The organism is Streptomyces sp. NPDC004732, from assembly GCF_040609235.1.
Lineage (GTDB): Bacteria > Actinomycetota > Actinomycetes > Streptomycetales > Streptomycetaceae > Streptomyces.
The window spans coordinates 279,242-305,714 of the sequence record NZ_JBEXJR010000008.1 but is presented as its reverse complement, the minus strand read 5'-3'; the positions used below and the strand labels follow the sequence as shown (position 1 = coordinate 305,714).

Below are 26,473 nucleotides of genomic sequence, written 5' to 3'. Positions count from 1 at the left end.
CAACGTGCACCGATGTGGAGGGCTCGTGACGGGGGTCACTTCTTGCTGTCGATGACTGCCTTCATCACGTCCTTGGCGATGGGCGCGGCGAGGCCGCCGCCGGAGATGTCCTGGCGGCTGGCGTCGCTGTCCTCGACCACCACGGCGACGGCGACCGGCGAGCCGGAGTCCGTCTTCGCGTACGAGATGAACCAGGCGTACGGGTTCTTGCTGTTCGCGACGCCGTGCTGGGCCGTACCCGTCTTGCCTCCGACAGTGACGCCGGGGATCTGGGCCATGGTTCCCGTGCCCGACTTGACGACCGTCTCCATCATTTCCTGGAGCTTCTGGGCGTTCTCCTTCGAGAGCGGCTCGCTCATCTCCTTGGGCGAGTGCTTCTCGACGACGTCGAGGTTGCGCGCCTGCAGCTCGCTGACCATGTACGGCTCCATGAGCGTGCCGTCGTTGGCGACCGCGGAGGCGACCATGGCCATCTGCAGGGGCGTCGTGGCGGTCTCGAACTGGCCGATGGAGGAGAGCGCGGTCTGCGGCCTGTCCATGTCCTCGGGGAAGTTCGAGGCGTTCGAGCGGACCGGGACGAACTGCTCCGAGTTGAAGCCGAACTTCTTGGCCGTCTCCAGCATCTTGTCCTTGCCGAGATCGGAGCCGATCTTGCCGAAGACCGTGTTGCAGGAGACCCGCAGCGCCTCACGGAGCGAGGCGTTCTTGCAGGGCAGGTTGCCCTCGTTCGGCAGCGGCTGCGTGGTGTTCGGCATCGTCCACGGAAGGGGCGAGTCCGTCTTCTCGTCGATGCTGTCGTACAGACCGTGCTCCAGGGCCGCCGCCGCCGTGACCACCTTGAAGGTGGAGCCGGGCGGGTAGGTCTCGCGCAGCGCGCGGTTGACCAGCGGCTTGTCCTTGCTCTTGTCGAGGTCGAGGAACTTCTGCGCCTCGGCGTTGGTGTTGCCCGCGAAGTCCCCCGGGTCGTACGAAGGAGTGGAGGCGAGCGCCAGGATCGCGCCCGTCGACGGGTCGATCGCGGCCACCGCGCCCTTGCCGCGGCCCTTCAGGCCGTCGTACGCGGCCTTCTGGGCGGCGCCGTTGAGGGTCGTGACGACATTGCCGCCCTCCTTCTTCTCGCCGGTCAGCATGTCGAGCGTGCGGCGGAAGAAGAGCCGGTCGTCGTTGCCGGTGAGGATGCCGTCGTCGATGTTCTCCAGCTGGTTGGCGCCTATGCGCTGCGAGGAGTAACCGGTGACGGGGGCCCACATGGGCCCGTCCTTCCAGGTGCGCTTGTACTTCAGGTCGCTGCCCGGGGTGGCCTTGGAGCCGGTGATGGGCTTGCCGTCGACGATGATGTCGCCGCGCGGCTGGGAGTAGCGCTCGATGGTGACGCGGCGGTTCTTCTCGTGCTTGGCCAGGGAGTCGGCCTGTACGTACTGGAGCCAGTTGTCCCGGGCGAGCAGGGCGAGGACGAGCAGCCCGCAGAAGATCGCGATCCGGCGCAGGGGCTTGTTCACGGTCGGACCACCTGGGTCATTTCGGCGTCGGGGTTCGGGGCGGGGGACGGAGCCGGACGGCGCGCGGTGTCGCTGATCCGGATCAGGATGCCGATGAGGGCCCAGTTGGCGATGACGGAGGAACCGCCGGACGCCAGGAAGGGCATCGTCATACCCGTCAGCGGGATCAGACCCATGACGCCGCCGGAGACGACGAACACCTGGATGGCGAAGGCTCCGGAGAGGCCGATCGCGAGGAGCTTGCCGAACGGGTCGCGGGCGGCGAGCGCCGTGCGGACGCCGCGCTCCACGATCAGGCCGTAGATGAGCAGGATCGCCATCACACCGGCCAGACCCATTTCCTCACCGAAGGTGGCGAGGACGAAGTCGGAGTTGGCGGCGAAGCCGATCAGGTCGGAGTTGCCCTGGCCGAGGCCGGTACCGAGCACGCCGCCGGAGCCGAACGCCATCAGGGACTGGGCGATCTGGTCACTGTTGTTCTGGATGACCGTGTCGGAGAACGGGTTCAGCCAGGCGTCCACACGCTGCTGCACATGGGGCTCGAACGTGGCCACGCCGACCGCGCCGACCGCCGACATCAGCAGACCGAACACGATCCAGCTGGTGCGCTCCGTGGCGACGTACAGCATCACGACGAACATGCCGAAGAACAGCAGCGACGTACCGAGGTCGGTCTCGAAGACCAGGATCAGGATGGACATCGCCCAGACCACCACGATCGGGCCGAGGTCGCGTCCGCGCGGGAGGTAGAGACCCATGAAGCGGCGGCTGGCCAGGGCGAGCGCGTCGCGCTTCACCATCAGGTACCCGGCGAAGAAGATCGCGATGACGATCTTCGCGAACTCGCCGGGCTGGATGGAGAAACTGCCGATGTGGATCCAGATCTTCGCGCCGAACACGTTCATGCCGAGGCCCGGCACGAGCGGCAGGAGCAGCAGTACCAGGGCGCCGACCATGGAGATGTACGTGTAGCGCTGCAGGACGCGGTGGTCCTTGAGCAGCAGCAGCACGCCCACGAAGAGCGCGACGCCGATCGCCGAGTACTGCAGCTGGCTCGGCGCGGCCTGGACGAAGTTGTCCCGCTGCTGGAGCTTCTCCGACTGGTCGAGCCGCCAGATGATCACCAGGCCGAGGCCGTTGAGCAGGGTCGCGAGCGGCAGGAGCAGCGGGTCGGCGTACGCGGCGAACTTGCGCACCACGATATGCCCGACGCCGGCCAGCAGGCCGAGCCCGAGGCCGTATCCGAGCATGCCCGTGGGCACCTTGCCGTCGAGCGCGAGGCCCACGTTCATGTAGGCGAACAGCGGGATGACGACGGCGAACGCGAGCAGCGCGAGCTCGGTGTTGCGCCTGCTCGGCGCCCCGATCGCGCCGATCGTCGACGTGTGTGTAGTACTACTGCTCATGGCGTGCAGAGGCCCCCAACGGCTGCTTACTGCTTACCGCACAGCGGGACCAGCTTCTGCTCATCCTCGGAGAGGCTGGGGCCGGGTGTGGGAGTCGGTGCGGTCTTGGACTTGTTCTTGTCGGTCGAGTTGTTCTTGTCGTTCTTGTTGGTCTTGTCGGTCCTGGCGTCCGTGCCGGGCGAGGTCGGGTCCGCGGTCGGCGCGGTGCGCAGGCCGGTCGTGCCGCCCGCTTCGCCCTCGCCGGTCTTGGCGTTGTTCTCGCGCTCGACCTCGCGGCGCTCCGCGTCCTTCTTGCAGGCGGTGGCCTGCAGGCCCAGCTCGTCGATCTTGCTCTTGGCCTCGTCGAGGCTGTCCTCGACGATGTTGGCCTCGACCTGCTTGCGCTGGTACGGCGGCAGGTACTTGAGTTCGACCTCGGGGTGGTCCTTCTCGACCTTCGACAGGCTGACCCACGCGAGGTCCTGGTCGATGCCGCGGTAGAGCGCGACGTGCTTGTCCTTCGTGCCCACGTAGTACTGGGTCTGTGTCCAGCGGTAGCCGCCGTAGAGGCCGCCGCCGATGACGGCGAGAGCGAGCACTCCGTAGAGCGATCTCTTGAGCCACTTGCGGCCGCCGCCGGGCTTCACGAAGTCCTCGTCGCCGTACGTCTCGAAGCTGCCCTCGGGGACGTAACCGACGGTGTCTCCGCTGCCGGGCGGGCCGAAGCCGCCCCCTCCCTGAGGAGCCTGCGGCGGCACCGGACGACCGAGGCCAGACGCACGGCCCGCGGGGGTCTGCATCGCGCCGTCGTCCTGCGACTGGAGCTGGTTCTCGGCGACCGCGCCGACGACCACGGGGGTGTCGGACAGCTGGCCCGCGAGGGTGTCGCCGCTGTCGATGTCCAGGACGTCGGCGACGATCACGGTGATGTTGTCGGGGCCACCGCCGCGCAGCGCGAGCTGAATGAGCTCCTGCACGGTCTCCTGGGGGCCCTGGTAGGACGCGAGGGCGTCCTCCATGGTCTGGTGCGAGACGACTCCGGAGAGGCCGTCCGAGCAGATCAAGTACCGATCGCCGGCGCGCACTTCGCGGATCGACAGATCGGGCTCCACGTGGTCACCGCTGCCCAGCGCGCGCATGAGGAGGGACCTCTGCGGGTGGGTGGTGGCCTCTTCCTCGGTGATGCGGCCCTCGTCGACGAGGCGCTGCACCCAGGTGTGGTCCTGAGTGATCTGCGTCAGGACGCCGTCCCGCAGGAGGTACGCGCGGGAGTCGCCCACATGCACGAGCCCGAGGCGCTGTCCCGTCCACAGGAGCGCGGTCAGGGTGGTCCCCATGCCCTCGAGCTGGGGGTCCTCCTCAACCATCATGCGCAGCTGGTCGTTGGCCCGCTGCACGGCGGTGCCCAGCGACGTCAGGATGTCCGAACCGGGGACGTCGTCGTCGAGCGTGACGAGCGTCGAGATGACCTCGGAGCTCGCCACCTCGCCCGCGGCCTGGCCCCCCATGCCGTCGGCAATGGCGAGGAGACGTGGGCCGGCGTAACCGGAGTCCTCGTTCCCCTCCCGGATCATGCCTTTGTGCGATCCGGCGGCGAAGCGCAAAGACAGACTCATGCGCACCTCGCCCGTCGGCTCCGGGTACATCCGCACGGTGCCCACCCTCCGGTCGGGAGCGCGCCGGCGTCCAGTGCCTGGACCGCCGTTTCGGCTCGCTCGCTCCGCTCGCGCTCTGTCATGACGTAGTACTACTTCCGCAGCTCGATGACGGTCTTGCCGATGCGGATCGGCGCGCCCAGCGGAACGGGCGTCGGGGTGGTGAGTCGGGTCCGGTCGAGATACGTGCCGTTGGTGGACCCGAGATCCTCGACGATCCACTGGCCGTCACGGTCCGGGTAGATCCTGGCATGCCTGCTGGAGGCGTAGTCGTCGTCCAGCACGATCGTGGAGTCGTGCGCACGGCCCAGCGTGATGGTCTGCCCCTGCAGCGCGACCGTCGTCCCGGCGAGGATGCCCTCGGAGACGACCAGCTTGCTGGGGGCGCCGCGCCGCTGGCGGCCACCGCCGCCCTGCTGCTGGCGCTGCTGTGGAGGTGCGGCCTGCTGTTGGCGGGCGGCCTGCTGGGGCCGCTCACGCCGGGAACCGCGCTGTGTGACGCGCGTTCCGAACAGGTCGCTGCGGATGACCTGGACGGCCACGATCACGAACAGCCACAGAACGGCCAGAAAACCTAGCCGCATGACCGTCAGGGTCAGCTCTGACATTGCCCCCGCTTCACCCTTCGGCTTGCCGATAAACGATGGTGGTTTGGCCCACGACGATCCGCGAGCCGTCGCGGAGCGTAGCGCGGGTGGTGTGCTGCCCGTCTACCACGATGCCGTTGGTAGACCCGAGATCCTGGATCGTCGAGGGCGTTCCGGTCCGGATCTCACAGTGCCGACGGGATACGCCGGGGTCGTCGATCCGCACATCGGCGTCGGTGCTGCGACCCAGCACCAGCGTCGGGCGGGAGATCTGATGGCGATTGCCGTTGATCTCGATCCAGCGCCGCACCTGGGCGCCCGGAAGTGGTCCGGCACCGGGGCCCGCGGGCCTGTTCGGAGCCGGGGACTGCCCGCTGGGGCGACCCGCGCCGGGCGGCGGCGCGGCGGGCATGGGAGGTGCGCCTCCGGGCGAACCGGAGGGCGGCTGCGGATAGCCGGCGGCGCCGGCCCCTCCGCCGCCACCTGCGCCGCGGCCGGAGGCCGCCGGGCCGCTGGGGCCCGCAGGGGCGCGCTCGGGCGCCTGGGAGCTGCTGGAGGCGAGGGTGCGGCTGCGCACGCGGTACAGGCCGGTGTCGAGATCCTCGGCCTTCTCCAGGTGGACCTTGATGGGGCCCATGAAGCTGTACCGCTGCTGCTTCGCGTAGTCACGCACCATGCCGGAGAGCTCGTCGCCCAGCTGGCCCGAGTACGGGCTCAGTCTCTCGAAGTCGGGGGCGCTGAGCTCCACGATGAAGTCGTTCGGGACGACGGTCCGCTCGCGGTTCCAGATCGTCGCGTTGTTGTCGCACTCCCGCTGGAGTGCGCCGGCGATCTCGACGGGCTGGACCTCGGACTTGAACACCTTGGCGAAGGTGCCGTTGACCAGACCTTCAAGTCGCTGCTCGAACTTCTTCAGGACTCCCATGGGGCACCTCCTCCGTCGTAGTCATCCTGGTACTGCTTACTGATCGTATCCACGCGCCGGGAAATCGGCTGGTTCCCCCTGTCCGCCCAGTCGACGAGTGTCGCCTCTCACAAGACATGCCCGCACCAGCGTCCAGGGATCCTCCCAGGACCCCTGACGGAGCCCTGATCCATGGCCCCGGAGCCCCTTACGGGCAGCCGCTCGGGACGTCCGCTCGAGCCTCCTTTTACAAGGGATCGTAGAGGGGGCCCAAAGCCAGTGTCCCGCACCTGGCTGTGGACCTCGGTGAGCTCGGCCGAGGAGGGGTGAATACGGGACCGCGGTGCCGGACGGGTCCGGTTCGGTCTGTGGGGCGGCTGGGGCCCACCCCGGGCCGGGGCAAGGCTTCTGGGCCAGGTGCCCACCGAATACGGATGTGAATCCACCTGCTGCAGCGTGCTAATCTTCTGGATGTCGGCAGGCGCTCGCACCACACAGTGAGAGACCCAAAGACAGCACCCATGCGCGGGTGGCGGAATAGGCAGACGCGCTGGATTCAGGTTCCAGTGCCCGAAAGGGCGTGGGGGTTCAACTCCCCCCTCGCGCACAACGAGGAAGCGGTCCTCCTCCGGACGAAAGTCTGGAAGGGGGCCGCTTCTTTTTGCGTGCACGCGTGCGTGTGCGGTTGTGGAGTCTGAGGTGGTGATGTATGTCACCGAAGTTATCCACAGGCTCTGACGGTGGTCGGCGAGCGGCGGTACCTTCGAGGCCGGATTCGTGGTTGGCCGATGGCCGACGGGGGGCGATGAGCATGGTGGAGCAGGGCGGGAAGATTCCCGGGCAGCGGAGTGAGCGGCTTCCGCGGGTGCCGGGGTTCGCCGGGTGGCCCGCGCAGGGGTCGCCCAAGGCGGAGGGCAAGGCGCTGCGGCAGCGGGTGCCCCGGGCCGCGCACGCGGAGTTCGAAGTGGATGGCGGGCGGCCCGATTCCGTGGCCGCCGTGGAGGCGTCCAACCGCAGCCGGATCCCCGAGCTCGCGCCGATCCGGGTCGGCAGGATGGCTGCCTCACCTTTCGCGTTCCTGCGGGGCTCCGCGGGACTCATGGCGTACGATCTCGCGCGCACCCCGCTCTCCGGCATCGGTGCGCAGATATGCGGTGACGCACATGCGGGGAACTTCGGGTTGTACGGGGACGCGCGTGGCGGTCTCGTCATCGATCTGAACGACTTCGACGAGACGGTGCACGGCCCCTGGGAGTGGGACCTCAAGCGCCTGGCCGCGTCCCTGGTGCTCGCGGGGCGCGAGGCGGGGGCGAGCGAGGACGCCTGCGAGGAGGCGGCCCTGGACGCCGTCGGGGCCTATCGCCGCACGATGCGGCTGCTGGCGAAGCTTCCGGCGCTTGACGCGTGGAACGCCATCGCGGACGAGCAGTTGGTCTCGCACACGGACGCGCGAGACCTCCTCGGCACCCTGGAGCGGGTCGCGGAGAAGGCGCGGAAGAACACGAGTGCCCGTTTCGCGGCGAAGTCGACGGAGCGAGCCGTGAGCGCGGACGGTGCCGATGGGCGCCGCTTCGTCGACGCTCCGCCCGTGCTGCGGCGCGTGCCGGACGCGGAGGCAGCCTCGGTGGCGGCGGCCCTCGGGGAGTACGTGGGCACGCTGACCGAGGACCGGCTGCCGCTGCTCGCGCGGTATGCGATCCAGGACGTGGCGTTCCGCGTCGTCGGCACGGGCAGCGTCGGCCTGCGGTCGTACGTGGTGCTGCTGCTCGACCACCGGGGCGAGCCGCTGGTGCTCCAGGTCAAGGAGGCGCGGCCCTCCGTGCTGCTGCCGCATCTGCCGGTGGCGGGCTTCAAGGCGCCGGAGACCGTGCACGAAGGGCACAGGGTGGTGCTCGGCCAGAAGCGGATGCAGGTCGTCAGCGACTTCCTGCTCGGGTGGACGACGGTCGAAGGACTGCCTTTCCAGGTGCGGCAGTTCAGGAACCGAAAGGGCAGCGTGGACCCGGCCGAGCTGGCCGCGGACCAGCTGGACGACTACGGCCGCATGACCGGCGCCCTGCTGGCCCGCGCGCACGCGCACAGTGCGGACCCGCGCCTCATAGCGGGGTACTGCGGGAAGAACGACGAGCTGGACGAGGCGATGGCGCGGTTCGCGTCGGCGTACGCGGACCGTACGGAAGCCGATCACGCGCTGCTGGTGCGGGCGGTCAAGGAAGGGCGGGTGGCGGCGGAGTCGGGGGTGTGACGGTGGAGGGATCGGGCACGGCGCGGGTGGGTTTCCTGGCTGGGGCCTTCTGTGGCCTAGGCTGGACGAGTGACGACCCCGGAAGCCGAGCCGACGCAGCCCGAGACTCCTGAGACTCCCCGCGAGGGAGGGCAGCAGTCGGGTTCCGAAGGGCGGCTCAAGGAGCAGCTGAAGGCGCGGCTCAGGGAGAGGTCCGAAGCGCGGTCGGGCGAGGGCGACGAGGGTCGGTCCGCCGAGGAGCCGCCCAAGGAACGCCCGGAGGAGCGGCTCGAGAGGGCCGTGCGCGCTGCCGAGCAGGCGTTGATCGAGTACGAGATCGCGCTGGAGACCTTCCGCGTGGAGGTGGAGAACTTCTCCCGCCTGCACCACCAGAAGCTCGGCCCGATGTACGCCCGCCTCGACGAGCTGGACGCGCAGATCGCCGAGGCCACCGCCGCCCGCACCGGGGACCCGGAGGACCGGCGCAAGGCCGAGGAGGCCCGGGCGCAGGTGATGCCGATGCCCGGCGTCGAGGAGCTGTTCCACGGCTGGATGGACAGTGAAGGGCTCTACCCCGAGGCCGCCGCGATGCTGACCGATCAGTCGGTGCGGCCGCCGCAGCGGGTGCGCCCCGGCGAAGAGGCCCGCAAGCTCTACCGCGAGCTGGCCCGCAAGGCGCATCCGGATCTGGCACAGGAGGAGGGCGAGCGGCAGCGGCGCGAGGAGTTCATCACGCGGGTCAACGCCGCGTACGCCCGCGGTGACGAGGCGATGCTGCGGGAGCTGTCGGAGGAGTGGGCCGCGGGCCCCGTCCCCGAGGAGCAGCGGCTCACCCGCAGCGAGGAGCTGTACGCCAGGCTCGAATGGCTCGCCCAGCGCAAGGAGCTCCTCACGGTCCTCGCCAAGGAGCTGGAGGAGAGCGCGATCGGCGGCATGCTGCGTCTCGCGCCCGACGACCCGGACACGCTGCTCGACGAGATCGCCGAGCAGTTGCTCGCGCAGGTCGGCGAGCGTGAGGCGGAGCTGGCGCGACTGCGCGACTGACGGCGCGGCCCTTCGGGTAGCGTCGGGGGCATGGTTTTCGGATCTCAGGTGCCCACGGTCGGCATCGACGACCTCACGAGCGGTGACTTTCTGCTGGACGTCCGGGAGGACGACGAGTGGCAGGCGGGGCATGCGGCGGACGCGCTGCACATCCCGATGAGTGAATTCGTTTCCCGGTACGGCGAGTTGACGGAGGCCGCGCCGCAGGACGGCAAGATCAATGTGATCTGCCGGTCCGGTGGACGCTCCGCCCAGGTCGCCATGTACCTCGGGCAGCAGGGCATCGAGGCGTTCAACGTCGCCGGTGGCATGGAGGCGTGGGCAGCCGCCGGGCGGCCCGTCGTCGACGACAAGGGCCAGCCGGGCGCCGTGATCTGACCGCAGTCCCCGTCGCCGCTCCGGTGGCGGTCTCAGCCGAGTGCGTGGGCGGCCAGCAGGTCGCCCAGAGCTTCCTCGTGCGCCGCCGCGGGGCCGAGGGAGAGCTCCAGCTGCTTGGCCCAGGCGTGATAGCGGTGCAGGGGGTAGTCGGTGTCGGCGCCGAAGCCGCCGTGCAGGTGCTGGGCGGTCTGCACGACCCTTCGTACGCCTTCCGATGCCCAGATCTTGGCGACGGCCACGTCTCCCGCCGCGGGCAGGGCGCCGTCCGCCCCGGTGCTCACGCGCCAGGCGGCCTGCCAGAGGGTGACCTCCATCGAACGCAGGTCGATGTAGCGATCGGCCGCCTGCACGGCCACGGCCTGGAACGTGGCCACGGGGTGGCCGAACTGCTCCCGCTTGCTGACGTATTCACTCGTCATGCGCAGGACGCCCTCGCCGAGCCCGAGCGCGAGCGCGCAGGTTCCGGTGGCGAGCAGGTCGCGCAGCCGCTCCCAGGCGCCGTCGGCGTCGATGACGTCGGTCGCGGCGATGCGCACGCCCTCCAGGCGGAGCTCGCCGAGGCGCTCGCCACTGGTGGAGATCTGCTCGGCGACGGCCAGACCTTCGTGGTCGCGGGGGACGAGCGCGAGGACGGTGTGGCCGTCGGGCGTGTGGGCGGGCACGGCCACGAGGTCCGCGTTCTGCACCCAGGGCACGCCTGTCTGGAGCCCGTCCAGGATCCAGTTGTCGCCGTCGCGCTGTGCGGTGACGGCCAGGTCGGCCGGGTCGTGGCCGGTGCGGCCGTTGGCGGCGACCGTCAGGACCAGGTCGCCGCGCGCGGCCGCGGGAAGGACCTTCCGCTTCAACTCGTCCCCGCCATGGGCCTGGACCGCGAGCGCGGCGGCGCCGGCCTCCAGGAGTGGGACCCGAGCGAGCACCCTCGCGGACTCGCGCAGCACCAGGCACAGGGCGATTGCGTCCAGACCCACGCCGCCGTGCTCCGGGGCGATGAGCACGCCCAGGAGGTCGGCGTCGGCGAGCCGGGACCACAGGGCGCGGTCGAAGTCCTCGGCGACGGCCCCGGGCGTGAGGGCGGGGCTCGGCACCCCGTCCGGCTTCACGGCCGCGAAGACTGCCTGCGCCGCCTCGACCACGGCCTGCTGTTCCTCGGTGAAGGTGAAGTCCACTGCCTGTCCTCCCACGCACCGGCCGACCGACGTATCCGTCGTCTTCTCCGCCTCTTCGTATCTGACGGAGCGTCAAGATAGAACAGGTTCTACGGGAAGGGAACAGGCAGGTGGGGTGTCAGCGGTCGAAGTCCAGCTCCACGGTGTCCGTGGCCGGACGGGACTGGCAGGCCAGCACATAACCGGCCTCCGTCTCCTCCGGCTCCAACGCGAAGTTCCGGTCCATCCGCACCTCGCCCGAGACGCAGAAGGCCCGGCAGGTGCCACATACCCCGCCCTTGCAGGCGTACGGAGCGTCGGCGCGGTTGCGCAGCACCGTTTCGAGGAGGGTCTCCCCGCTCCGCACGGGCCAGGTGCCCGAGCGGCCGTCCAGGGTCGCCGTCATCGTGCTGTGCGCGGGCGTGGATGCCGAGGGGACGGCGGGGACGGTGACGCCTCCGTCGTCCACGTGGAAGATCTCCTCGTGGACGCGGCGGCGGGGGACACCGAGGCCGCGCAGCGTCCGCTCCGCACCCTGCACCAGGCCGAACGGGCCGCAGAGGAACCAGCCCTCGATCTCCGACACCGGCAGCAGCGCGGGCAGGAGCTGGGAGAGCCGCTCCTCGTCGAGCCGCCCGGAGCCGAGACCCGCCTGCTGCTCCTCCCGGGAGAGCACGGTGACCAGCTGGAACCGGTCGGGCCAGCGGTCCTTCAGATCGGCGACCTCCTCCAGGAACATCGTCGACGCGGCGGAACGGTCGCTTCGGATGAGGCAGAAGTCCGCCTTCGGCTCGCGCTCCAGGAGCGTCGTGACGATGGAGAGCACCGGAGTGATGCCACTGCCGCCGACGATCGCCGCATAACGCCCCGGCGCCGGGTCCAGCGTGAACCGTCCGGCGGGCGTCATCACCTCCAGCTCGTCGCCCACGGCGACTTCCTTGAAGGCGTACGTGGAGAAGGCGCCGTCCTCGACGAGGCGCACCCCGACGCGCAGGGCCCGGGGCTCCTCCGGGGCGTCCAGGGGCGGGGCCGCGGAGCAGATCGAGTACGTACGCCGGATTTCCGTGCCGTCCGCGAAGCGGCGGATGGCGAGGTGCTGGCCCGGCGTGAAGCGGTACTCCTCGCGCAGCGGCGGGGGCACGTCGAACGTCAGCGTCACGGAGTCGTCGGTGAGCCGGTCGACCGCCGCTACCCGGAGCGGGTGGAAGCAGGCCATCACAACTCCTTGAAGTGGTCGAAGGGTTCACGGCAGGAGGCGCAGCGGCGCAGCGCCTTGCAGGCCGTGGAGGAGAAGCGGCTGAGCAGTTCGGTGTCGGTCGAGCCGCAGTGCGGGCAGCGGATCGACAGGCTCAGCGGAACCGGCCCGTCCGCCGAGTGGGAACGCGGGGGAGCTATGCCGAACTCGGCCAGCTTGCGGCGGCCTTCGGCACTGATGTCGTCGGTCGACCAGGCGGGGGAGAGGACCGTGCGCACCGCGACGTCGGCCACGCCGTGCTCGTGCAGGACCTGCTCGATGTCGGCGGACATGGCCTCTATCGCCGGGCAGCCCGTGTACGTCGGGGTCAGCTCGACGTCGACCTTGCCCGGGGCGAGGACCCGCACGCCGCGCACCACACCGAGCTCGGCCAATGTCAGCACGGGCAGCTCGGGGTCGGGCACCGAGCCCGCGAGGGCCAGGAGCTCCGCCTCCAGCGCGGTGGGCGAGGTCGTCACCATGACGCCCCCGGGTGGCTGCGGTGCAGGTGCTGCATCTCGGCGAGCATCCGGCCGAACGACTCGGTGTGCAGGCCTTCGCGCCCGGCGCCCGCCGTCCACGCGCCGGTCTGCGGGCCCTCCGGCACGGTCAGGGTCGCCCGCTCGATGACTGCCGTCACCGACGTGGTCCAACTCTGCCGCAGCGCCTGCCAGTCGGCGTCCAGCCCCGGCACCGGCTTGAACATCTCGCCGGTGAACCGCCACAGCGCGTCGATGCCGGTCTGCATCCGCGCGTGGCTCTCGTCCGTACCGTCGCCGAGCCGCAGGGTCCACTGCTCGGCGTGGTCCTGGTGGTAGGCCACCTCCTTGACGGCCTTTGCGGCCAAGGGGGCGAACTCGCCGTCTCCGGATGCCAACTCGCCGTACAACAGCGTCTGGTAGGTGGAGAAGTAGAGCTGGCGGGCGATGGTGTGGGCGAAGTCGCCGTTCGGCTGCTCGACCAGCTGGAGGTTGCGGAAGGAGCGCTCCTCGCGGAGGTACGCCAGCTCGTCCTCGTCGCCCGCCATGGAGAGCAGGAGGCGGGCCTGGCCGAGCAGGTCGAGGGCGATGTTCGCCAGGGCGACCTCCTCTTCGAGGACCGGGGCGTGTCCCGCCCACTCCCCCAGCCGGTGGGAGAGCACCAGCGCGTCGTCGCCGAGGGCTAGGGCGGGGAAGGCGGCCGGGGCGTCGGGCGAGGCCGGGGCCGGGGTGGTCACGGGTGCCTGGGCGGTCACAGGTGCTTCACCCCTTCCGGGATCTCGTAGAACGTCGGGTGGCGGTAGGGCTTGTCACCGGACGGTTCGAAGAAGGAGTCCTTCTCGTCCGGGGAGGAGGCGGTGATCTCGGTGGACGGCACGACCCAGATGGAGACGCCTTCGCTCCTGCGCGTGTACAGATCGCGGGCGTTGCGCAGGGCCATCTCCGCGTCCGGCGCGTGCAGGCTGCCCGCGTGGGTGTGGGAGAGCCCACGGCGGGAGCGGACGAACACCTCCCACAGCGGCCAGTCGGTCGAGCTGCTCATGCTGTCGCCTCTCCGTGCTGTGCGGGGTCGCCCTGCGTGCTGTGTGTGCCGTCCCCGGCGGGTGCGGCCGGGTGCTGCGTGGCCGTGTGCCGGGCGGCCGTCCGCTTCTGCTGCTTCCCCGCATACGCGGCCGCGGCCTCGCGGACCCAGGCGCCGTCCTCGTGGGCGCGGCGGCGCTGGGTGATGCGCTGGTCGTTGCAGGGGCCGTTGCCCTTGAGGACGTCCCAGAACTCGGTCCAGTCGATCGCGCCGAAGTCGTGGTGTCCCCGGGACTCGTTCCACACCAGGTCCGGGTCGGGGAGCGTCAGGCCGAGGGACTCCGCCTGCGGGACGCAGATGTCCACGAAGCGCTGGCGCAACTCGTCGTTCGAATGGCGCTTGATCTTCCACGTCATCGACTGCTCGGAGTGCGAGGACTCGTCGTCGGGCGGGCCGAACATCATCAGGGAGGGCCACCACCAGCGGTCCACCGCGTCCTGCGCCATGTCGTGCTGGGCCTGGGTGCCGCGGCTCAGGGCGAGCAACGACTCGTACCCCTGGCGCTGGTGGAAGGACTCCTCCTTGCAGACGCGGACCATCGCCCGCGCATACGGACCGTACGAACAGCGGCACAGGGGGACCTGGTTGGTGATCGCCGCGCCGTCCACGAGCCAGCCGATCGCACCTACGTCCGCCCAGGTCAGCGTGGGGTAGTTGAAGATCGACGAGTACTTCTGGCGGCCCGAGTGCAGCTTGTCGAGCAGCTCGTCGCGGCTGGTGCCGAGGGTTTCCGCGGCGCTGTACAGATACAGGCCGTGGCCCGCCTCGTCCTGCACCTTGGCCATGAGGATCGCCTTGCGCCGCAGGGAGGGGGCGCGAGTGATCCAATTGGCCTCCGGCTGCATGCCGATGATCTCGGAGTGCGCGTGCTGGGCGATCTGGCGGACCAGGGACGCGCGATAGGCGTCCGGCATCCAGTCGCGTGGCTCGATGCGCTCGTCGGCTGCGACCGCCGCGTCGAAGACGGCCAGGTGCTCCGCTGAGGACGCGGCCTCGTCCGGCTCCGTCCCCGCCGCCCGGTGTGCGGCTGCTGTCGCCATCTCGGTCCCCCTCGACCTTGAGCGAACCGCCCGACCGATCGTTCGGTTCGTTGAATTCAATGGTGCGGCCCTCGGCCATAAGGTGTCAACCCTGTGGATAACTTCACGGACGCTGTGCGCGGTGGGCGGGCCTGAGTACCGTTCCGGCGGCAGGGTTCGGTGCGGGAACGGGGAACGGGGCGGAATGGACGGGAACGACAAGGGCTCCGGTGGTGGGCCCGGCGGTCCTGGCGAGGTCGGCGGGCCGCCCGGGGCCGATGATCCTGCCGGGTCTGACGAGGCTGTCGGGCCTGACGATCCCGCCGGGTCCGACGAGCCCGGACCCGGGGATCCTGCATCCGGGGAGCCCGGACCTGAGGCGCTCGTACCCGAGGAGCCCGGACCCGAGGATCCCGGACCTGACGAGCCCGTACGCGAGGAGCCCGGACCCGAGGAGCGCGGCCCGGTGGCCGAGCGGGAAGCGCGGGTCGGGATCGCCGGGCTCAGGCTCGGCTACCAGATCGCCGCCGCGTGCGCCCTCGCAGTCGTCGCCGTGGCCGCCTGCGTCCACATCGGAATGTTGTTCCTCCATGTCGCGCCCTCGAACACGCTGACCAAGCAGCACGGGGACGTGGTCGACGAATGGATCTACCCCGAGTTCGAGCAGAACTGGAAGCTCTTCGCGCCCAACCCGCTCCAGCAGAACGTCGCGGTGCAGGCCCGTGCGGAGCTCCGGACCGCTGAAGGGGGTGTGCGGACCACGGAGTGGTACGGCCTCTCCGCCGCCGACGCCGCCTCCATCGACGGAAACCTGCTGCCCAGCCACACACAGCAGAACGAACTCCGCCGCGCCTGGGACTTCTACGTGGGCTCGCACGACTCGCAGAATCGTCCCGTCGGTCTGCGGGGCCAGCTCTCTGAGCACTACGTCCGCCGCATCGCGTACATGCGGCTCGACCGGGCAGAGCCGGGGCACAAGGGCGACGAGATCGCGCGCGTGCAGCTGCGCTCGAAGACCACGAACGTGCGGCCGCCGAAGTGGAGCGACGAGAAGGTCTCCCCCAAGCCGATCTACCGGGTGCTCCCCTGGTGGTCGGTGGGGTCCGAGGACCTGCCGCTCGCCGACGGGAAGGGCCGTACGGACACCGAAGGCCGAGCGGGCACCGAAGCCCGTGCGGACGCCGAAGGCCGTGTGGCCGCCGACGCGGAGAGGGCGGCCCGGTGAGTCGTATCGAACGCCCGCTGGTGCGAGGCATCAACAACGTCACGGGGTTCGCCCTCGGCCCGTACCAGACCGCGGTGGTCCGTATCGGGTTCGCCGCCACCTGGCTGTTCTTCCTGCTGCGCGAACTCCCCCACCGCCACGAGATGTACGGGCCCGACGGCCCCTGGAACTGGGACATGGCGCAGCAGCTCATCGCGAGCAACGGCGCCTTCACCGCTCTGATGTGGTCGGACGGGCACGTCTGGTTCGAGATCGTCTATGCGGTGGGGATCATCAGCAGCGTCCTGCTGCTGCTCGGGTGGCACACGCGCGCGATGTCCGTGCTCTTCATGATCGGTGTGCTGTCGCTCCAGAACCGCAGCATCTTCATGGGAGACGGCGGCGACAACGTCCTCCACTTGATGTCGACGTATCTGGTCTTCACGCGCTGCGGCCAGGTCTGGTCGCTGGACGCGCGCCGCGCGGCACGCGTACGCGGGCGTGCGCGCGTGGAGGACGGTGCGGCCGTGGGGGACGGGGCGGTCGGGCCCGCTCTGTGGTGGGTGTTCGGGCTGGGGCTGTCCGTCGTGACGTTCATGGGGGAGCTCAGCGGCGGGTGGCTGCTGCTCTTCTGGGGGCTGTGGCTGGTGCACGGCTTCTGGTGGGCCGTGGGGCGGCGGGCTCCGGAGAGTGAGCTGCGCAAGCTCCTCGACGTCGTGGCGAACCTCGCCCACAATGCGGGCCTGCTGGTGATCATGGTCGAGGCCTGTCTGATCTACGCGACCGCCGGTTGGTACAAGATCCAGGGGAGTCGCTGGCAGGACGGCACGGCCGTCTACTACCCGCTGAACCTCGACTACTTCTCCCCGTGGCCCGCCCTCTCCGAACTGCTCTCGTCCCACGGCATCATGGTGCTCCTGGTGACGTACGGAACGGTCGCCGTGCAGGTGGCCTTCCCCTTCACCCTCTTCAACCGCCGGGTCAAGAACGTCCTGCTCGTGGCCATGATCATCGAGCACTCCGTGATCGCGGTCGTCCTGGGTCTGCCGTTCTTCTCGCTCGCGATGATCGCGGCCGACGCGGTGTTCCTGCCGACGTCCTTCCTGCGGCGGCTCGGCGGGTGGGCGGCACGCGCGCGTGGCGGGGCGGTATCCCGTCTTCCGCTTCCCCGGCGCGGTGATGTGCCGGAACAGCGCGCCGTGAACGGGACGCTGGGAGCGCGGCGGGAGGAGAAGCGGGGCGAGAAGCGGGGCGAGGAACCCACCGAACCCGCGCGCGTAGGCTTCACGCCATGAACAGGGCGGACGGGGCGACGGGGATGGACGGGGTGGGCGGGGCGGACGCCGAAGGCGCCGTGCGCGTCTGGCGCGGGCTCGCCGATACGTCCGTGCTGCTCGACGGCTTCCATGCGATCAAGCACGCGCTGCGCTTCGGCGCGGAGGTGCCGGTCGTGCTCACCAGCGACCGGTCCGCCGTCCTGGCCCTCGCGGACGAGCTTGCGCCGGACGTGCGGGACGCCCTCGGCGGGCTCCTGACGGAGGTGCCGGACGAGCGGCTGCGCGCCCTCGTGCCGCGGCTGCACCCCACGGCCGTCGCCGCCCTTGCGGTACGTCCCTCTCGTGCGGCCAACCTCGAAGCACTGCGGAGGGCGTCGAGGTCCGCGCCGGTCGTCGTGCTCGACGACCCCCGCAACCTCGGCAACGCAGGGGCGGTGATCCGGCTCGCCGCGGGGTTCGGGGCGACCGGGGTCGTCACGACCGGCACGCTCGACCCCTGGCACCCCACGGTCGTGCGCGGCGGCGCGGGCCTGCACTTCGCGACCGCCGTGGAACGCATGGACGTGGCGGATCTCCCGCCGGGCCCGGTGTTCGCACTCGACGCGGAGGGCGAGGACATCAGGGGGCTGAAGCTCCCGGACGATGCCGTGCTCGCCTTCGGCTCCGAGCGCAGCGGTCTGTCGGCCGCGCTGCGGGACCGCGCGGACCACCTGGTGTCCCTGCCGATGCGCCCGCAGGTCTCCAGCTACAACCTGGCGACGAGCGTCGGCATGACGCTCTTCCACTGGTCGGCGGGCAGGCCCCCGGAGCCGGAGGCCTGAACCCGCCGCGGACGTCGAAGGTCAGGCGTCCTTGCGGATCTCCACCACGCGGAAGCGGTTGGCCACGAACGCGCCGTCGCACAGTGCGGCGTTCGCCGCGGGGTTGCCGCCCGAGCCGTGGAAGTCCGAGAACGCCGCCGTCTGGTTCACATAGACGCCGCCCGTGAGGTTCAGGGACAGCTGGGCGCACTCTTCGAGGCAGGTCTCCTCGACGGCGGCGGAGATCTCCTCCGACGTCGTGTACGCCCCGACGGTCATTGCTCCCTTGTCGCGCACCGTGCGGCGCAGCAGCTCCACCGCGTCCGCCGCCGAGTCGACGGCGACCGCGAAGGAGACCGGGCCGAAGCACTCGCTCAGATAGGCGGCCTCGGCGTCCGGCTTGGCGCCGTCCAGCTTGATGATCACCGGGGTGCGGACGACGGCGTCCGGGAAGTCCGGGTTGGCGATCTCCCGCGAGGCGAGGGCGACTTCGCCGAGGCCCGCGGCCGCTTCGAGGCGTGCCTTCACATCGGGGTTGACCAGTGCGCCGAGGACGCCGTTCGCCCGGGCGTCGTCGCCGAGCAGGCCGCTCACCGAGGCCGCGAGGTCCGAGACCACGTCGTCGTACGACTTCGCGCCTGCGTCGGTCTCGATGCCGTCGCGCGGGATCAGCAGGTTCTGCGGGGTGGTGCACATCTGGCCGCTGTACAGCGACAGGGAGAAGGCGAGGTTGGCCAGCATTCCCTTGTAGTTGTCCGTCGACTCGACGACGACGGTGTTGACCCCGGCCTTTTCCGTGTAGACCTGCGCCTGGCGGGCGTTGGTCTCCAGCCAGTCGCCGAAGGCCGTCGATCCGGTGTAGTCGATCAGCTTGATCTCGGGGCGGACGGCGAGCGTCTTGGCGATGCCCTCGCCGGGCCGCTCGACGGCCAGGCAGACGAGGTTCGCGTCGAAGCCCGCTTCGGCGAGGACCTCGCGGGCGATCCGCACCGTGAGCGCGAGGGGCAGGACCGCGCGCGGGTGGGGCTTGACCAGGACGGGGTTGCCGGTGGCGAGCGAGGCGAACAGGCCCGGATAGCCGTTCCACGTCGGGAAGGTGTTGCAGCCGATCATGAGCGAGATGCCGCGCGCGACGGGCGTGAACCGCTTGGTCAGCGCGATCGGGTCGCGCTTGCCCTGGGGCTTGGTCCACTCGGCCGCGTCGGGAGTGCGGGTCTGCTCCACATACGCATAGGCGACCGCTTCCAGGCCGCGGTCCTGGGCGTGCGGGCCGCCCGCCTGGAAGGCCATCATGAAGGCCTGGCCGCTGGTGTGCATGACCGCGTGCGCGAACTCGTGCGTGCGGGCGCTGATGCGCGACAGGATCTCCAGACAGACCGCCGCGCGCACCTCCGCGCCCGCGTCGCGCCAGGCGCGCATTCCGGCGCGCATGGCGGGCAGCAGGGTGTCGATGTCCGGGTGGGGATACGTGATCCCCAACTCCGGTCCGTACGGAGAGACTTCGCCGCCGACCCAGTCGTCCGTGCCGGGCTGGTCGAGGTTGAAGCGGGTGCCCTGGAGGGCGTCGAAGGCGGCCTTTCCTTCGGGCAGGCTCAGGCTGCCGCCCTCCCCGTACGCCTTGGGGTGCTCGGGGTGGGGGGACCAGTACGCACGCGTGCGGATGGTCTCCAGCGCCTGGTCGAGGGTGGGCCGGTGCTTGGCGATCAGCTGGTTCGCGGTGGGTTCGGCGGCCATGACGGGACCAACTCCTCCTCGGGCAGCTCTTCATCGAGCTGGCGAGCTGGGCAGGGACGGTGGGCAGGAACGCTCTGACAGGGCTAGAGTAACCGAACGATCGGTCGGGACAAGAGGGTCCGTCAAACCTGTGGACAACTTCTTGACGGCCACCCCCGAACCCTGCGGCCGACGGGCCGTGCGGGAGGATCGCGAACATGACAGCACTCGAGCTCAGCAGCGCCGTTGCCGTGGTCGGTACCGGAACCATGGGGCAGGGCATCGCCCAGGTCGCCCTGGTCGCGGGCCACCCCGTGCGGCTGTACGACGCGGCACCCGGCCGCGCGAAGGCAGCGGCCGACGCGATCGGTGCGCGCCTGGACCGGCTCGTCGAGAAGGGCAGGCTCACCGCCGAGGACCGCGCCGCGGCCGGTGCCCGGCTCGCCCCCGCCGAAAGCCTCGCGGAGCTCGCCGACTGCGGTCTCGTCGTCGAGGCCATCCTTGAGCAACTGGACGTCAAACAGCGGCTGTTCCAGGACCTCGAAGAGGTCGTCGCCGAGGACTGTCTGCTGGCCACCAACACCTCGTCCCTCTCCGTGACCGCCATCGCGGGCGCCCTGCGCGGTCCGGGACGCTTCGTCGGCCTGCACTTCTTCAACCCGGCGCCCCTGCTCCCCCTCGTCGAGGTCGTCAGCGGCTTCGCGACGGACGGGGCAGCGGCCACGCGCGCGTACGAGACGGCCAAGGCCTGGGGGAAGACCCCGGTGCGCTGTGCGGACACCCCCGGATTCATCGTCAACCGCATCGCACGGCCCTTCTACGCCGAGGCGCTGCGCCTGTACGAGGAGCGGGTCGCCGACCCCGCCACGATCGACGCCGTCCTGCGCGAGTGCGGCGGGTTCAAGATGGGGCCCTTCGAGCTCACCGACCTCATCGGCCAGGACGTCAACGAAGCCGTCACGCGCTCCGTGTGGGAGTCCTTCTTCCAGGACCCCAAGTTCACGCCGTCGCTGGCGCAGCGCCGCCTCGTCGAGTCGCGCCGCCTCGGGCGGAAGTCGGGGCAGGGCTGGTACGCGTACGGGGACGATGCCCCGCGCGCGGAGCCGCACACCGCGCCGCCCGCGAAGGCTCCGGAGTCCGTCGCCGTGCACGGCGACCTCTTCCCGGCGGATGCGCTGACCGGCCTCATGAGGGAGGCGGGCATCCGGGTCATTCGCGGCAAGGGCGTGCCCAGCTACCCGGGCTTCATCGAGCTCTCTGGCGGCGCCCAGCTCGCCCTGGCCGACGGCATGGCCGCCGACGCCGCGTCGGAGCCCACCATCCACTTCGACCTCGCGCTGGACTACCGCGCCGCGACCAGGGTCGCCCTCGCCCCTTCGAGCAGGGTGGACGAGCAGTCCCTGAAGGAGGCGATCGGCCTCTTCCAGGCGCTCGGCAAGAAGGTCAGCGTCATCGGGCACACCCCCGGGATGATCGTGGCCCGTACGGTGTGGATGCTCGTCGACTTCGCCCTGGACGCCGTCGGGCGCGAGGTCGCGGAGGCCGAAGACATCGACACCGCCTTGCGGCTCGGCGTCAACTACCCCGTCGGGCCCGTCGAATGGGGCCGCCGTCTCACCACGTACCGGGTGGCAGAGGCGCTCGACGCCCTGCACGACGAGTACCCCACCGGGCGATACGCGCCCTCCCAGGCACTGCGGCGCCAAGCCGTGCGAGAGGAGTACTCATGACCACCGCCCGGCGCGACACGTACACCCCGGAGACGCTCCTGAGCGTGGCCGTGCGGGTCTTCAACGAGCGCGGCTACGACGGCACGTCCATGGAGCACCTCTCCAAGGCGGCCGGCATCTCCAAGTCCTCGATCTACCACCACGTGGCGGGCAAGGAGGAGCTGCTGCGCCGCGCCGTGAGCCGGGCCCTGGACGGTCTCTTCGGGATCCTCGCCGAGGAGCACGCGCGCGTGGGCAGTGCGGTGGAGCGTCTCGAGTACGTGACGCGCCGCACCGTCGAGGTGCTGGTCGCCGAGCTGCCCTATGTGACGCTGCTGCTGCGGGTGCGCGGCAACACGGACACCGAGCGCTGGGCGATGGAGCGGCGCAGGGACTTCGACCAGCAAGTGGCGGCGCTGCTCAAGGAGGCCGTCGCGGACGGTGACCTGCGCTCCGACATCGAACTGCGGCTGGCGACCCGGCTGCTCTTCGGAATGATCAACTCCATCGTGGAGTGGTACCGGCCGGAGAGCCGGGGTGCTGCCAACGGCGAGCAGGTCGCCGACGCGGTCGTGCAGCTGGCCTTCGCGGGGCTGCGCACCGAGCGCTGAGTCCGGCCCCGGCCGCGCGCCGGGCGGCGCGGACCCGCCGGGCCGCAGGGATCCGCCGGGCCGCAGGGACCCGTCGGGTCAGTTCTCCGGCTCCATGTCGTCCTCCTCGAAGACCAGCAACGTACGCGTGCTGAGTACTTCGGGGATGGACTGCAGCCGGGTCAGCACCAGTTCGCGCAGCGCCCGGTTGTCCGGCGTGTGCACCAGGAGCAGTACGTCGAAGTCGCCGCTGACCAGCGCGATGTGGGACGCACCGGGAAGTGCGCGCAGATGCTCGCGCACCGTGCGCCAGGTGTTCTGGACGATCTTGAGCGTGATGTACGCGGATGCGCCCTGCCCGGCGCGTTCGTGGTTGATGCGCGCCCCGAAGCCCCGGATGACGCCGTCGTCGATGAGGCGGTTGATGCGTGCGTACGCGTTGGCCCGTGATACATGGACCCGTTCGGCCACGGAGCGTATCGACGCGCGACCGTCCGTGTGCAGGATCTGCAGGATGTCGCGGTCGATGGCGTCCAGCGGCCGGGGATCCGCGGTCCGGGGGTCCGGGACGCGCGGCTCCGGGATGCGGGACTCGGGGGCGCGCGGCTCCGGGCGGTCGCCGTCCGGCCCCTCGGCCATTCGTTCAGATGCCATGTCCCCCCGCCTCCCTACCATGGACGTACTGCATCTATCCCAGGCTGTGCAGAACCGTTTGTCCACAGCCTGGAGGTGCCTGTAGCCAAAATGTGCCGACGACCGAACAATCGGTAGGTGAGGCGCATCACGTCAGCGCGCCTCTTTTGCCGCTCCCACGAGGAGACCGCTTCCCACAGGAGGTGCCGTCATGACGGTCATGGAGCAGCGGGGCGCCTACCGGCCCAGCCCGCCCCCCGCTTGGCAGCCCAGGACCGACCCCGCGCCGCTGCTGCCGGACGCGGAGCCCTATCGCGTCCTCGGCACCGATGCCGCCGAGAAGGTCGACCCCGAGCTGCTGCGCCGGCTCTATGCAGAGCTGGTGCGCGGCCGCCGGTACAACACGCAGGCGACGGCACTGACGAAGCAGGGCAGGCTCGCGGTCTATCCGTCGAGCACCGGCCAGGAGGCGTGCGAGATCGCCGCCGCGCTCGCCCTCGAGGAGCGCGACTGGCTCTTCCCCAGTTACCGGGACACCCTCGCGGTCGTCGCCCGCGGCCTCGACCCCGCGAGCGCGCTGACGCTGCTGCGCGGCGACTGGCACACCGGGTACGACCCGCGCGAGCACCGCATAGCGCCCCTGAGCACCCCCCTTGCGACCCAGCTTCCGCACGCCGTGGGCCTCGCGCACGCGGCCCGGCTCAAGGGCGACGACGTCGTCGCGCTCGCCATGGTCGGCGACGGCGGCACCAGCGAGGGCGACTTCCACGAGGCGCTGAACTTCGCCGCGGTGTGGCAGGCCCCTGTGGTCTTCCTCGTGCAGAACAACGGCTTCGCGATCTCCGTGCCGCTCGCCAAGCAGACCGCGGCCCCCTCCCTCGCCCACAAGGCCGTGGGATACGGCATGCCGGGCCGCCTGGTGGACGGCAACGACGCGGCGGCGATGCACGAGGTGCTGGGCGAAGCGGTCGCCCGCGCGCGTGAGGGCGGCGGCCCGACCCTCGTCGAAGCCGTGACGTACCGCATGGAAGCCCACACGAACGCCGACGACGCCACGCGCTACCGGCAGGACACCGACGTCGACGCCTGGCGCGACCACGACCCGATCCTGCTCCTGGAGCAGGAGCTGACGGAGCGCGGACTCCTGGACGACGACATGAAGCGACGGGCGGGCGAGGACGCCGAGGCCATGGCCGCCGATCTGCGCGAGCACATGAACCAGGAGCCCGTGCTCGACCCCATGGACCTCTTCACGCACGTGTACGCCAAGCAGACCTCCCAACTCAGGGAGCAGGCGGCACAGTTGCGGGCCGAGCTCGAAGTGGCCTCGGAAGAGGCGGAGGAGGAAGCGCGATGACCACGGTCGCGGCGAAGCCGGTCACCAAACCGGCCACCATGGCGCAGGCGCTCGGGCGCGCGCTGCGGGACTCGATGGCCGAGGACCCGTCCGTCCACGTCCTCGGAGAGGACGTCGGAGCGCTCGGCGGTGTCTTCCGGGTCACCGACGGGCTCGCCAAGGAGTTCGGCGAGGACCGTTGCACCGACACGCCGCTGGCCGAGGCCGGGATCCTCGGCGCGGCGGTCGGCATGGCGATGTACGGGTTGCGGCCCGTTGTGGAGATGCAGTTCGACGCCTTCGCCTATCCCGCCTTCGAGCAGCTGATCTCGCACGTGGCGCGGATGCGGAACCGCACGCGCGGCGCGCTGCCGCTCCCCATCACCGTGCGCGTGCCCTACGGCGGCGGCATCGGCGGCGTCGAGCACCACAGCGACTCCTCCGAGGCGTACTACATCGCGACACCGGGCCTCCACGTCGTCACCCCGGCCACGGTCTCCGATGCCTACGGCCTGCTGAGGGCCTCCATCGCCTCCGACGACCCCGTCATCTTCCTGGAGCCGAAGCGGCTGTACTGGTCGAAGGCCGAGTGGAACCCGGACGCCCCGGCGACCGTTGAACCGATAGGCCGCGCGGCGGTGCGGCGTGCCGGGCGCAGCGCCACGCTCATCACGTACGGGCCGTCCGTGCCCGTCTGCCTGGAGGCGGCCGAGGCCGCCCGCGCCGAGGGCTGGGACCTCGAAGTGGTCGATCTGCGCTCCCTGGTGCCGTTCGACGACGAGACGGTCGCCGCGTCCGTGCGGCGGACCGGGCGGGCCGTCGTCGTCCATGAGTCGGGCGGCTTCGGCGGCCCCGGCGGCGAGATCGCCGCGCGGGTCACCGAGCGGTGCTTCCACCATCTGGAGGCGCCGGTGCTGCGGGTCGCGGGCTTCGACATCCCGTATCCGCCGCCGATGCTGGAGAAGCACCACCTCCCGGGCGTCGACCGGATCCTGGACGCGGTCGCGCGGCTGCAGTGGGAGGCGGACAGCTGATGGCTCAGGTCCTTGAATTCAAGCTGCCCGACCTCGGGGAAGGGCTGACGGAGGCGGAAGTCGTCCGCTGGCTCGTCGAGGTCGGCGACGTCGTGGCGGTGGACCAGCCGGTCGTCGAGGTCGAGACGGCCAAGGCGATGGTCGAGGTGCCGTGTCCCTACGGAGGCGTGGTCACGGCCCGCTTCGGTGAGGAAGGCACGGAACTGCCGGTGGGAGCGCCGCTGTTGACGGTCGCGGTGGGAGCGGAGCCCGGCGGGGCGGTTCCGGGCGGGGCGCCCGAGGAACCTGCCGAGCGGGCGCTGCAGACGGCCGCGGAGCACGCTGCCGCCGAGCAGGTCGCCGCGGAGTCCTCAGGGAACGTGCTGGTCGGGTACGGGACGGCTGCGGCGCCTGCGCGGCGGCGTCGGGTTCGGTCCGTGCGGGTCTCCGCCCCGGCGGCTCCCGCGCCCGCTCCCGTCCCGCCCGCTCCGGCTGCGCCCGCCGCGCCCGCTTCCGATGGGCCGGTTCCGGTGATCTCGCCCCTCGTGCGCAAGCTGGCGCGGGAGAACGACGTGGATCTGCGCAGCCTGGTGGGGTCCGGGCCGGACGGGCTGATCCTGCGGGCGGACGTCGAGTCCGCTGTCGAGGCGGGCCGGGCGGTGGCGCAGGCCGGGGCCTCCGACGAGGAACGCACGCGGGCGCGCAAGGCGGCCGTTCGGGAGGACGACGAGCTGATCCGCGCGGGGCGTCACGAAGCACGGCAGAGCGTGGCGGCCGGAGAGGAGCCGCGCAAGGCAGGCCTCTACTCCCGGCACCCGCTGACCGGACTCCGCGGCCTCGTCGCCGACAAGATGTCCCGCAGCCGCCGCGAGATACCGGAGGCGACCTGCTGGGTCGACGCCGACGCGACCGAGCTGCTGGCGACCCGCAAGGCCATGAACGACGCGATGTCGGAACGCGACGGCCAGAAGGTGTCGCTGCTCGCGCTCCTCGCACGCATCAGCGTGGCTGCCCTCACCCGCTTCCCGGCGCTCAACTCGGCCGTGGACATGGAGGCGCGTGAGGTGCGGCAGTTCGCCGACATCCACCTCGGCTTCGCCGCGCAGACCCCGCGCGGCCTGGTCGTCCCGGTGGTGCGGCACTCCCAGTCACGGGCGACCGACTCGATCAACGCGGAGCTGATACGGCTCACGGAGTCCGCGCGCGCGGGAACGCTCACGCCGGGGGAGCTCACCGGCGGCACCTTCACCCTCAACAACTACGGGGTGTTCGGGGTCGACGGCTCCACGCCGATCATCAACCACCCCGAGGCGGCCATGCTGGGAGTGGGCCGGATCGTGCCCAAGCCGTGGGTGCACCAGGGGGAGTTGGCGGTGCGGCACGTCGTGCAGTTGTCGCTCACCTTCGACCACCGGGTGTGCGACGGCGGTACGGCGGGCGGCTTCCTGCGGTACGTGGCGGACTGTGTCGAGCAGCCTGCGGTGCTGCTGCGGTCCGTGTGACGGGTTCCGGCATGAGGTGCGGGGCGGGGGCCGGGCCGCGGCCCGGGCGGGTCACGTGACGT

At 70.7% G+C, this 26,473-nt stretch carries 24 protein-coding genes and 1 tRNA gene; 12 read left to right on the top strand and 13 right to left on the bottom strand.

The window, feature by feature from the left end:
* Positions 1-35 precede the first annotated feature (35 nt).
* The 5 genes from ABZV77_RS25225 to ABZV77_RS25205 all read right to left on the bottom strand — a co-directional run bounded on the left by ABZV77_RS25225 (position 36) and on the right by ABZV77_RS25205 (position 6,051).
* Entirely contained in the window at positions 36-1,499 is a 1,464-nt protein-coding gene (locus ABZV77_RS25225) for a penicillin-binding protein 2 (protein ID WP_356260966.1), read from the bottom strand.
* On the bottom strand, positions 1,496-2,905 hold the full coding sequence (locus ABZV77_RS25220; protein WP_356260964.1) for an FtsW/RodA/SpoVE family cell cycle protein: 1,410 nt from the start codon (positions 2,903-2,905) through the stop codon (positions 1,496-1,498). Before ABZV77_RS25220 ends, ABZV77_RS25225 begins: the two co-directional genes overlap by 4 nt.
* A 26-nt stretch (positions 2,906-2,931) precedes the next feature.
* On the bottom strand, positions 2,932-4,500 hold the full coding sequence (locus ABZV77_RS25215; RefSeq protein ID WP_356260961.1) for a Stp1/IreP family PP2C-type Ser/Thr phosphatase: 1,569 nt from the start codon (positions 4,498-4,500) through the stop codon (positions 2,932-2,934).
* 131 nt (positions 4,501-4,631) lie between these two features.
* Entirely contained in the window at positions 4,632-5,147 is a 516-nt protein-coding gene (locus ABZV77_RS25210; RefSeq protein ID WP_055563971.1) for an FHA domain-containing protein, read from the bottom strand.
* Positions 5,148-5,157: 10 nt separating this feature from the next.
* Complete coding sequence (locus ABZV77_RS25205) at positions 5,158-6,051, bottom strand: DUF3662 and FHA domain-containing protein (RefSeq protein WP_356260958.1); 894 nt, start codon at positions 6,049-6,051, stop codon at positions 5,158-5,160.
* A 502-nt stretch (positions 6,052-6,553) separates the two neighbouring features.
* Here ABZV77_RS25205 and ABZV77_RS25200 point away from each other — a divergent pair.
* From ABZV77_RS25200 to ABZV77_RS25185, 4 genes are all read left to right on the top strand, one after another.
* Positions 6,554-6,637: transfer RNA gene (locus ABZV77_RS25200), tRNA-Leu, on the top strand.
* Between the two features lie 198 nt (positions 6,638-6,835).
* Positions 6,836-8,275 carry a DUF2252 domain-containing protein gene (locus ABZV77_RS25195; protein WP_356260956.1) on the top strand — a complete coding sequence of 480 codons (1,440 nt, stop codon included), beginning with the start codon at positions 6,836-6,838 and terminating at the stop codon, positions 8,273-8,275.
* Positions 8,276-8,344: 69 nt separating this feature from the next.
* Complete coding sequence (locus tag ABZV77_RS25190; protein ID WP_356260954.1) at positions 8,345-9,298, top strand: hypothetical protein; 954 nt, start codon at positions 8,345-8,347, stop codon at positions 9,296-9,298.
* A 48-nt stretch (positions 9,299-9,346) separates the two neighbouring features.
* Positions 9,347-9,676, top strand: a complete 330-nt coding sequence (locus ABZV77_RS25185; protein WP_356261605.1) for a rhodanese-like domain-containing protein — start codon at positions 9,347-9,349, stop codon at positions 9,674-9,676.
* A 32-nt stretch (positions 9,677-9,708) separates the two neighbouring features.
* On the opposite strand, the gene ABZV77_RS25180 is transcribed toward ABZV77_RS25185, so the two are convergent.
* The 6 genes from ABZV77_RS25180 to paaA form a co-directional block, all read right to left on the bottom strand.
* Positions 9,709-10,842 carry an acyl-CoA dehydrogenase family protein gene (locus ABZV77_RS25180; protein ID WP_356260951.1) on the bottom strand — a complete coding sequence of 378 codons (1,134 nt, stop codon included), beginning with the start codon at positions 10,840-10,842 and terminating at the stop codon, positions 9,709-9,711.
* 118 nt (positions 10,843-10,960) lie between these two features.
* On the bottom strand, positions 10,961-12,037 hold the full coding sequence (locus ABZV77_RS25175; RefSeq protein ID WP_356260949.1) for a 2Fe-2S iron-sulfur cluster-binding protein: 1,077 nt from the start codon (positions 12,035-12,037) through the stop codon (positions 10,961-10,963).
* Positions 12,037-12,537 carry a 1,2-phenylacetyl-CoA epoxidase subunit PaaD gene (paaD, locus tag ABZV77_RS25170; RefSeq protein ID WP_356260947.1) on the bottom strand — a complete coding sequence of 167 codons (501 nt, stop codon included), beginning with the start codon at positions 12,535-12,537 and terminating at the stop codon, positions 12,037-12,039. The genes ABZV77_RS25175 and paaD overlap by 1 nt, the downstream gene beginning before the upstream one ends.
* On the bottom strand, positions 12,531-13,271 hold the full coding sequence (paaC, locus tag ABZV77_RS25165) for a 1,2-phenylacetyl-CoA epoxidase subunit PaaC (RefSeq protein WP_356261602.1): 741 nt from the start codon (positions 13,269-13,271) through the stop codon (positions 12,531-12,533). The genes paaD and paaC overlap by 7 nt, the downstream gene beginning before the upstream one ends.
* 14 nt (positions 13,272-13,285) lie before the next feature.
* Complete coding sequence (gene paaB, locus ABZV77_RS25160) at positions 13,286-13,576, bottom strand: 1,2-phenylacetyl-CoA epoxidase subunit PaaB (protein ID WP_328888047.1); 291 nt, start codon at positions 13,574-13,576, stop codon at positions 13,286-13,288.
* Positions 13,573-14,655 carry a 1,2-phenylacetyl-CoA epoxidase subunit PaaA gene (paaA, locus tag ABZV77_RS25155; RefSeq protein ID WP_356260944.1) on the bottom strand — a complete coding sequence of 361 codons (1,083 nt, stop codon included), beginning with the start codon at positions 14,653-14,655 and terminating at the stop codon, positions 13,573-13,575. Before paaA ends, paaB begins: the two co-directional genes overlap by 4 nt.
* Positions 14,656-14,839: 184 nt before the next feature.
* Between paaA and ABZV77_RS25150 the strand changes: the two genes are divergently transcribed.
* The 3 genes from ABZV77_RS25150 to ABZV77_RS25140 are packed head-to-tail and all read left to right on the top strand — an operon-like array spanning position 14,840 to position 17,936.
* Positions 14,840-15,859: a DUF5819 family protein gene (locus ABZV77_RS25150; protein WP_356260942.1), complete on the top strand. Its 1,020-nt coding sequence runs from the start codon at positions 14,840-14,842 to the stop codon at positions 15,857-15,859.
* Positions 15,856-17,133, top strand: coding sequence for an HTTM domain-containing protein (locus ABZV77_RS25145; RefSeq protein ID WP_356260939.1), 1,278 nt, complete (start codon positions 15,856-15,858; stop codon positions 17,131-17,133). The genes ABZV77_RS25150 and ABZV77_RS25145 overlap by 4 nt, the downstream gene beginning before the upstream one ends.
* 23 nt (positions 17,134-17,156) lie before the next feature.
* Entirely contained in the window at positions 17,157-17,936 is a 780-nt protein-coding gene (locus ABZV77_RS25140) for a TrmH family RNA methyltransferase (protein ID WP_356261599.1), read from the top strand.
* A 21-nt stretch (positions 17,937-17,957) separates the two neighbouring features.
* Here the strand turns inward: ABZV77_RS25140 and paaN are convergent, their stop codons facing one another.
* Positions 17,958-19,649: a phenylacetic acid degradation protein PaaN gene (paaN, locus tag ABZV77_RS25135; protein WP_356260938.1), complete on the bottom strand. Its 1,692-nt coding sequence runs from the start codon at positions 19,647-19,649 to the stop codon at positions 17,958-17,960.
* A gap of 197 nt (positions 19,650-19,846) precedes the next feature.
* Between paaN and ABZV77_RS25130 the strand changes: the two genes are divergently transcribed.
* Together ABZV77_RS25130 and ABZV77_RS25125 are read left to right on the top strand one after the other, a co-directional pair.
* Positions 19,847-21,358 carry a 3-hydroxyacyl-CoA dehydrogenase gene (locus ABZV77_RS25130; RefSeq protein WP_356260935.1) on the top strand — a complete coding sequence of 504 codons (1,512 nt, stop codon included), beginning with the start codon at positions 19,847-19,849 and terminating at the stop codon, positions 21,356-21,358.
* Positions 21,355-21,948 carry a TetR/AcrR family transcriptional regulator gene (locus ABZV77_RS25125; protein WP_356260933.1) on the top strand — a complete coding sequence of 198 codons (594 nt, stop codon included), beginning with the start codon at positions 21,355-21,357 and terminating at the stop codon, positions 21,946-21,948. Before ABZV77_RS25130 ends, ABZV77_RS25125 begins: the two co-directional genes overlap by 4 nt.
* 78 nt (positions 21,949-22,026) lie before the next feature.
* Here ABZV77_RS25125 and ABZV77_RS25120 read toward each other — a convergent pair whose 3' ends face one another.
* Positions 22,027-22,581, bottom strand: a complete 555-nt coding sequence (locus tag ABZV77_RS25120; protein ID WP_356260931.1) for an Lrp/AsnC family transcriptional regulator — start codon at positions 22,579-22,581, stop codon at positions 22,027-22,029.
* A gap of 190 nt (positions 22,582-22,771) precedes the next feature.
* On the opposite strand from ABZV77_RS25120, the gene pdhA reads away from it, so the two are divergent.
* The 3 genes from pdhA to ABZV77_RS25105 are packed head-to-tail and all read left to right on the top strand — an operon-like array spanning position 22,772 to position 26,411.
* Positions 22,772-23,917, top strand: coding sequence for a pyruvate dehydrogenase (acetyl-transferring) E1 component subunit alpha (gene pdhA / locus ABZV77_RS25115; RefSeq protein WP_356260928.1), 1,146 nt, complete (start codon positions 22,772-22,774; stop codon positions 23,915-23,917).
* Entirely contained in the window at positions 23,914-24,930 is a 1,017-nt protein-coding gene (locus tag ABZV77_RS25110) for an alpha-ketoacid dehydrogenase subunit beta (RefSeq protein ID WP_356260926.1), read from the top strand. The genes pdhA and ABZV77_RS25110 overlap by 4 nt, the downstream gene beginning before the upstream one ends.
* Positions 24,930-26,411, top strand: a complete 1,482-nt coding sequence (locus ABZV77_RS25105) for a dihydrolipoamide acetyltransferase family protein (protein ID WP_356260924.1) — start codon at positions 24,930-24,932, stop codon at positions 26,409-26,411. The genes ABZV77_RS25110 and ABZV77_RS25105 overlap by 1 nt, the downstream gene beginning before the upstream one ends.
* The last annotated feature ends 62 nt before the right edge of the window (positions 26,412-26,473 follow it).

Bases quoted from the DNA above. Each gene is read 5' to 3' on its own strand.
- ABZV77_RS25220 (WP_356260964.1), bottom strand. From the start codon at position 2,905: ATGAGCAGTAGTACTACACACACGTCGACGATCGGCGCGATCGGGGCG.
- ABZV77_RS25215 (WP_356260961.1), bottom strand. From the start codon at position 4,500: ATGAGTCTGTCTTTGCGCTTCGCCGCCGGATCGCACAAAGGCATGATC.
- ABZV77_RS25210 (WP_055563971.1), bottom strand. From the start codon at position 5,147: ATGTCAGAGCTGACCCTGACGGTCATGCGGCTAGGTTTTCTGGCCGTT.
- ABZV77_RS25205 (WP_356260958.1), bottom strand. From the start codon at position 6,051: ATGGGAGTCCTGAAGAAGTTCGAGCAGCGACTTGAAGGTCTGGTCAAC.
- ABZV77_RS25195 (WP_356260956.1), top strand. From the start codon at position 6,836: ATGAGCATGGTGGAGCAGGGCGGGAAGATTCCCGGGCAGCGGAGTGAG.
- ABZV77_RS25175 (WP_356260949.1), bottom strand. From the start codon at position 12,037: ATGGCCTGCTTCCACCCGCTCCGGGTAGCGGCGGTCGACCGGCTCACC.
- paaD (WP_356260947.1), bottom strand. From the start codon at position 12,537: ATGGTGACGACCTCGCCCACCGCGCTGGAGGCGGAGCTCCTGGCCCTC.
- paaB (WP_328888047.1), bottom strand. From the start codon at position 13,576: ATGAGCAGCTCGACCGACTGGCCGCTGTGGGAGGTGTTCGTCCGCTCC.
- paaA (WP_356260944.1), bottom strand. From the start codon at position 14,655: ATGGCGACAGCAGCCGCACACCGGGCGGCGGGGACGGAGCCGGACGAG.
- ABZV77_RS25150 (WP_356260942.1), top strand. From the start codon at position 14,840: ATGGACGGGAACGACAAGGGCTCCGGTGGTGGGCCCGGCGGTCCTGGC.
- ABZV77_RS25140 (WP_356261599.1), top strand. From the start codon at position 17,157: ATGGACGGGGTGGGCGGGGCGGACGCCGAAGGCGCCGTGCGCGTCTGG.
- paaN (WP_356260938.1), bottom strand. From the start codon at position 19,649: ATGGCCGCCGAACCCACCGCGAACCAGCTGATCGCCAAGCACCGGCCC.
- ABZV77_RS25130 (WP_356260935.1), top strand. From the start codon at position 19,847: ATGACAGCACTCGAGCTCAGCAGCGCCGTTGCCGTGGTCGGTACCGGA.
- ABZV77_RS25125 (WP_356260933.1), top strand. From the start codon at position 21,355: ATGACCACCGCCCGGCGCGACACGTACACCCCGGAGACGCTCCTGAGC.
- ABZV77_RS25120 (WP_356260931.1), bottom strand. From the start codon at position 22,581: ATGGCATCTGAACGAATGGCCGAGGGGCCGGACGGCGACCGCCCGGAG.
- pdhA (WP_356260928.1), top strand. From the start codon at position 22,772: ATGACGGTCATGGAGCAGCGGGGCGCCTACCGGCCCAGCCCGCCCCCC.
- ABZV77_RS25110 (WP_356260926.1), top strand. From the start codon at position 23,914: ATGACCACGGTCGCGGCGAAGCCGGTCACCAAACCGGCCACCATGGCG.
- ABZV77_RS25105 (WP_356260924.1), top strand. From the start codon at position 24,930: ATGGCTCAGGTCCTTGAATTCAAGCTGCCCGACCTCGGGGAAGGGCTG.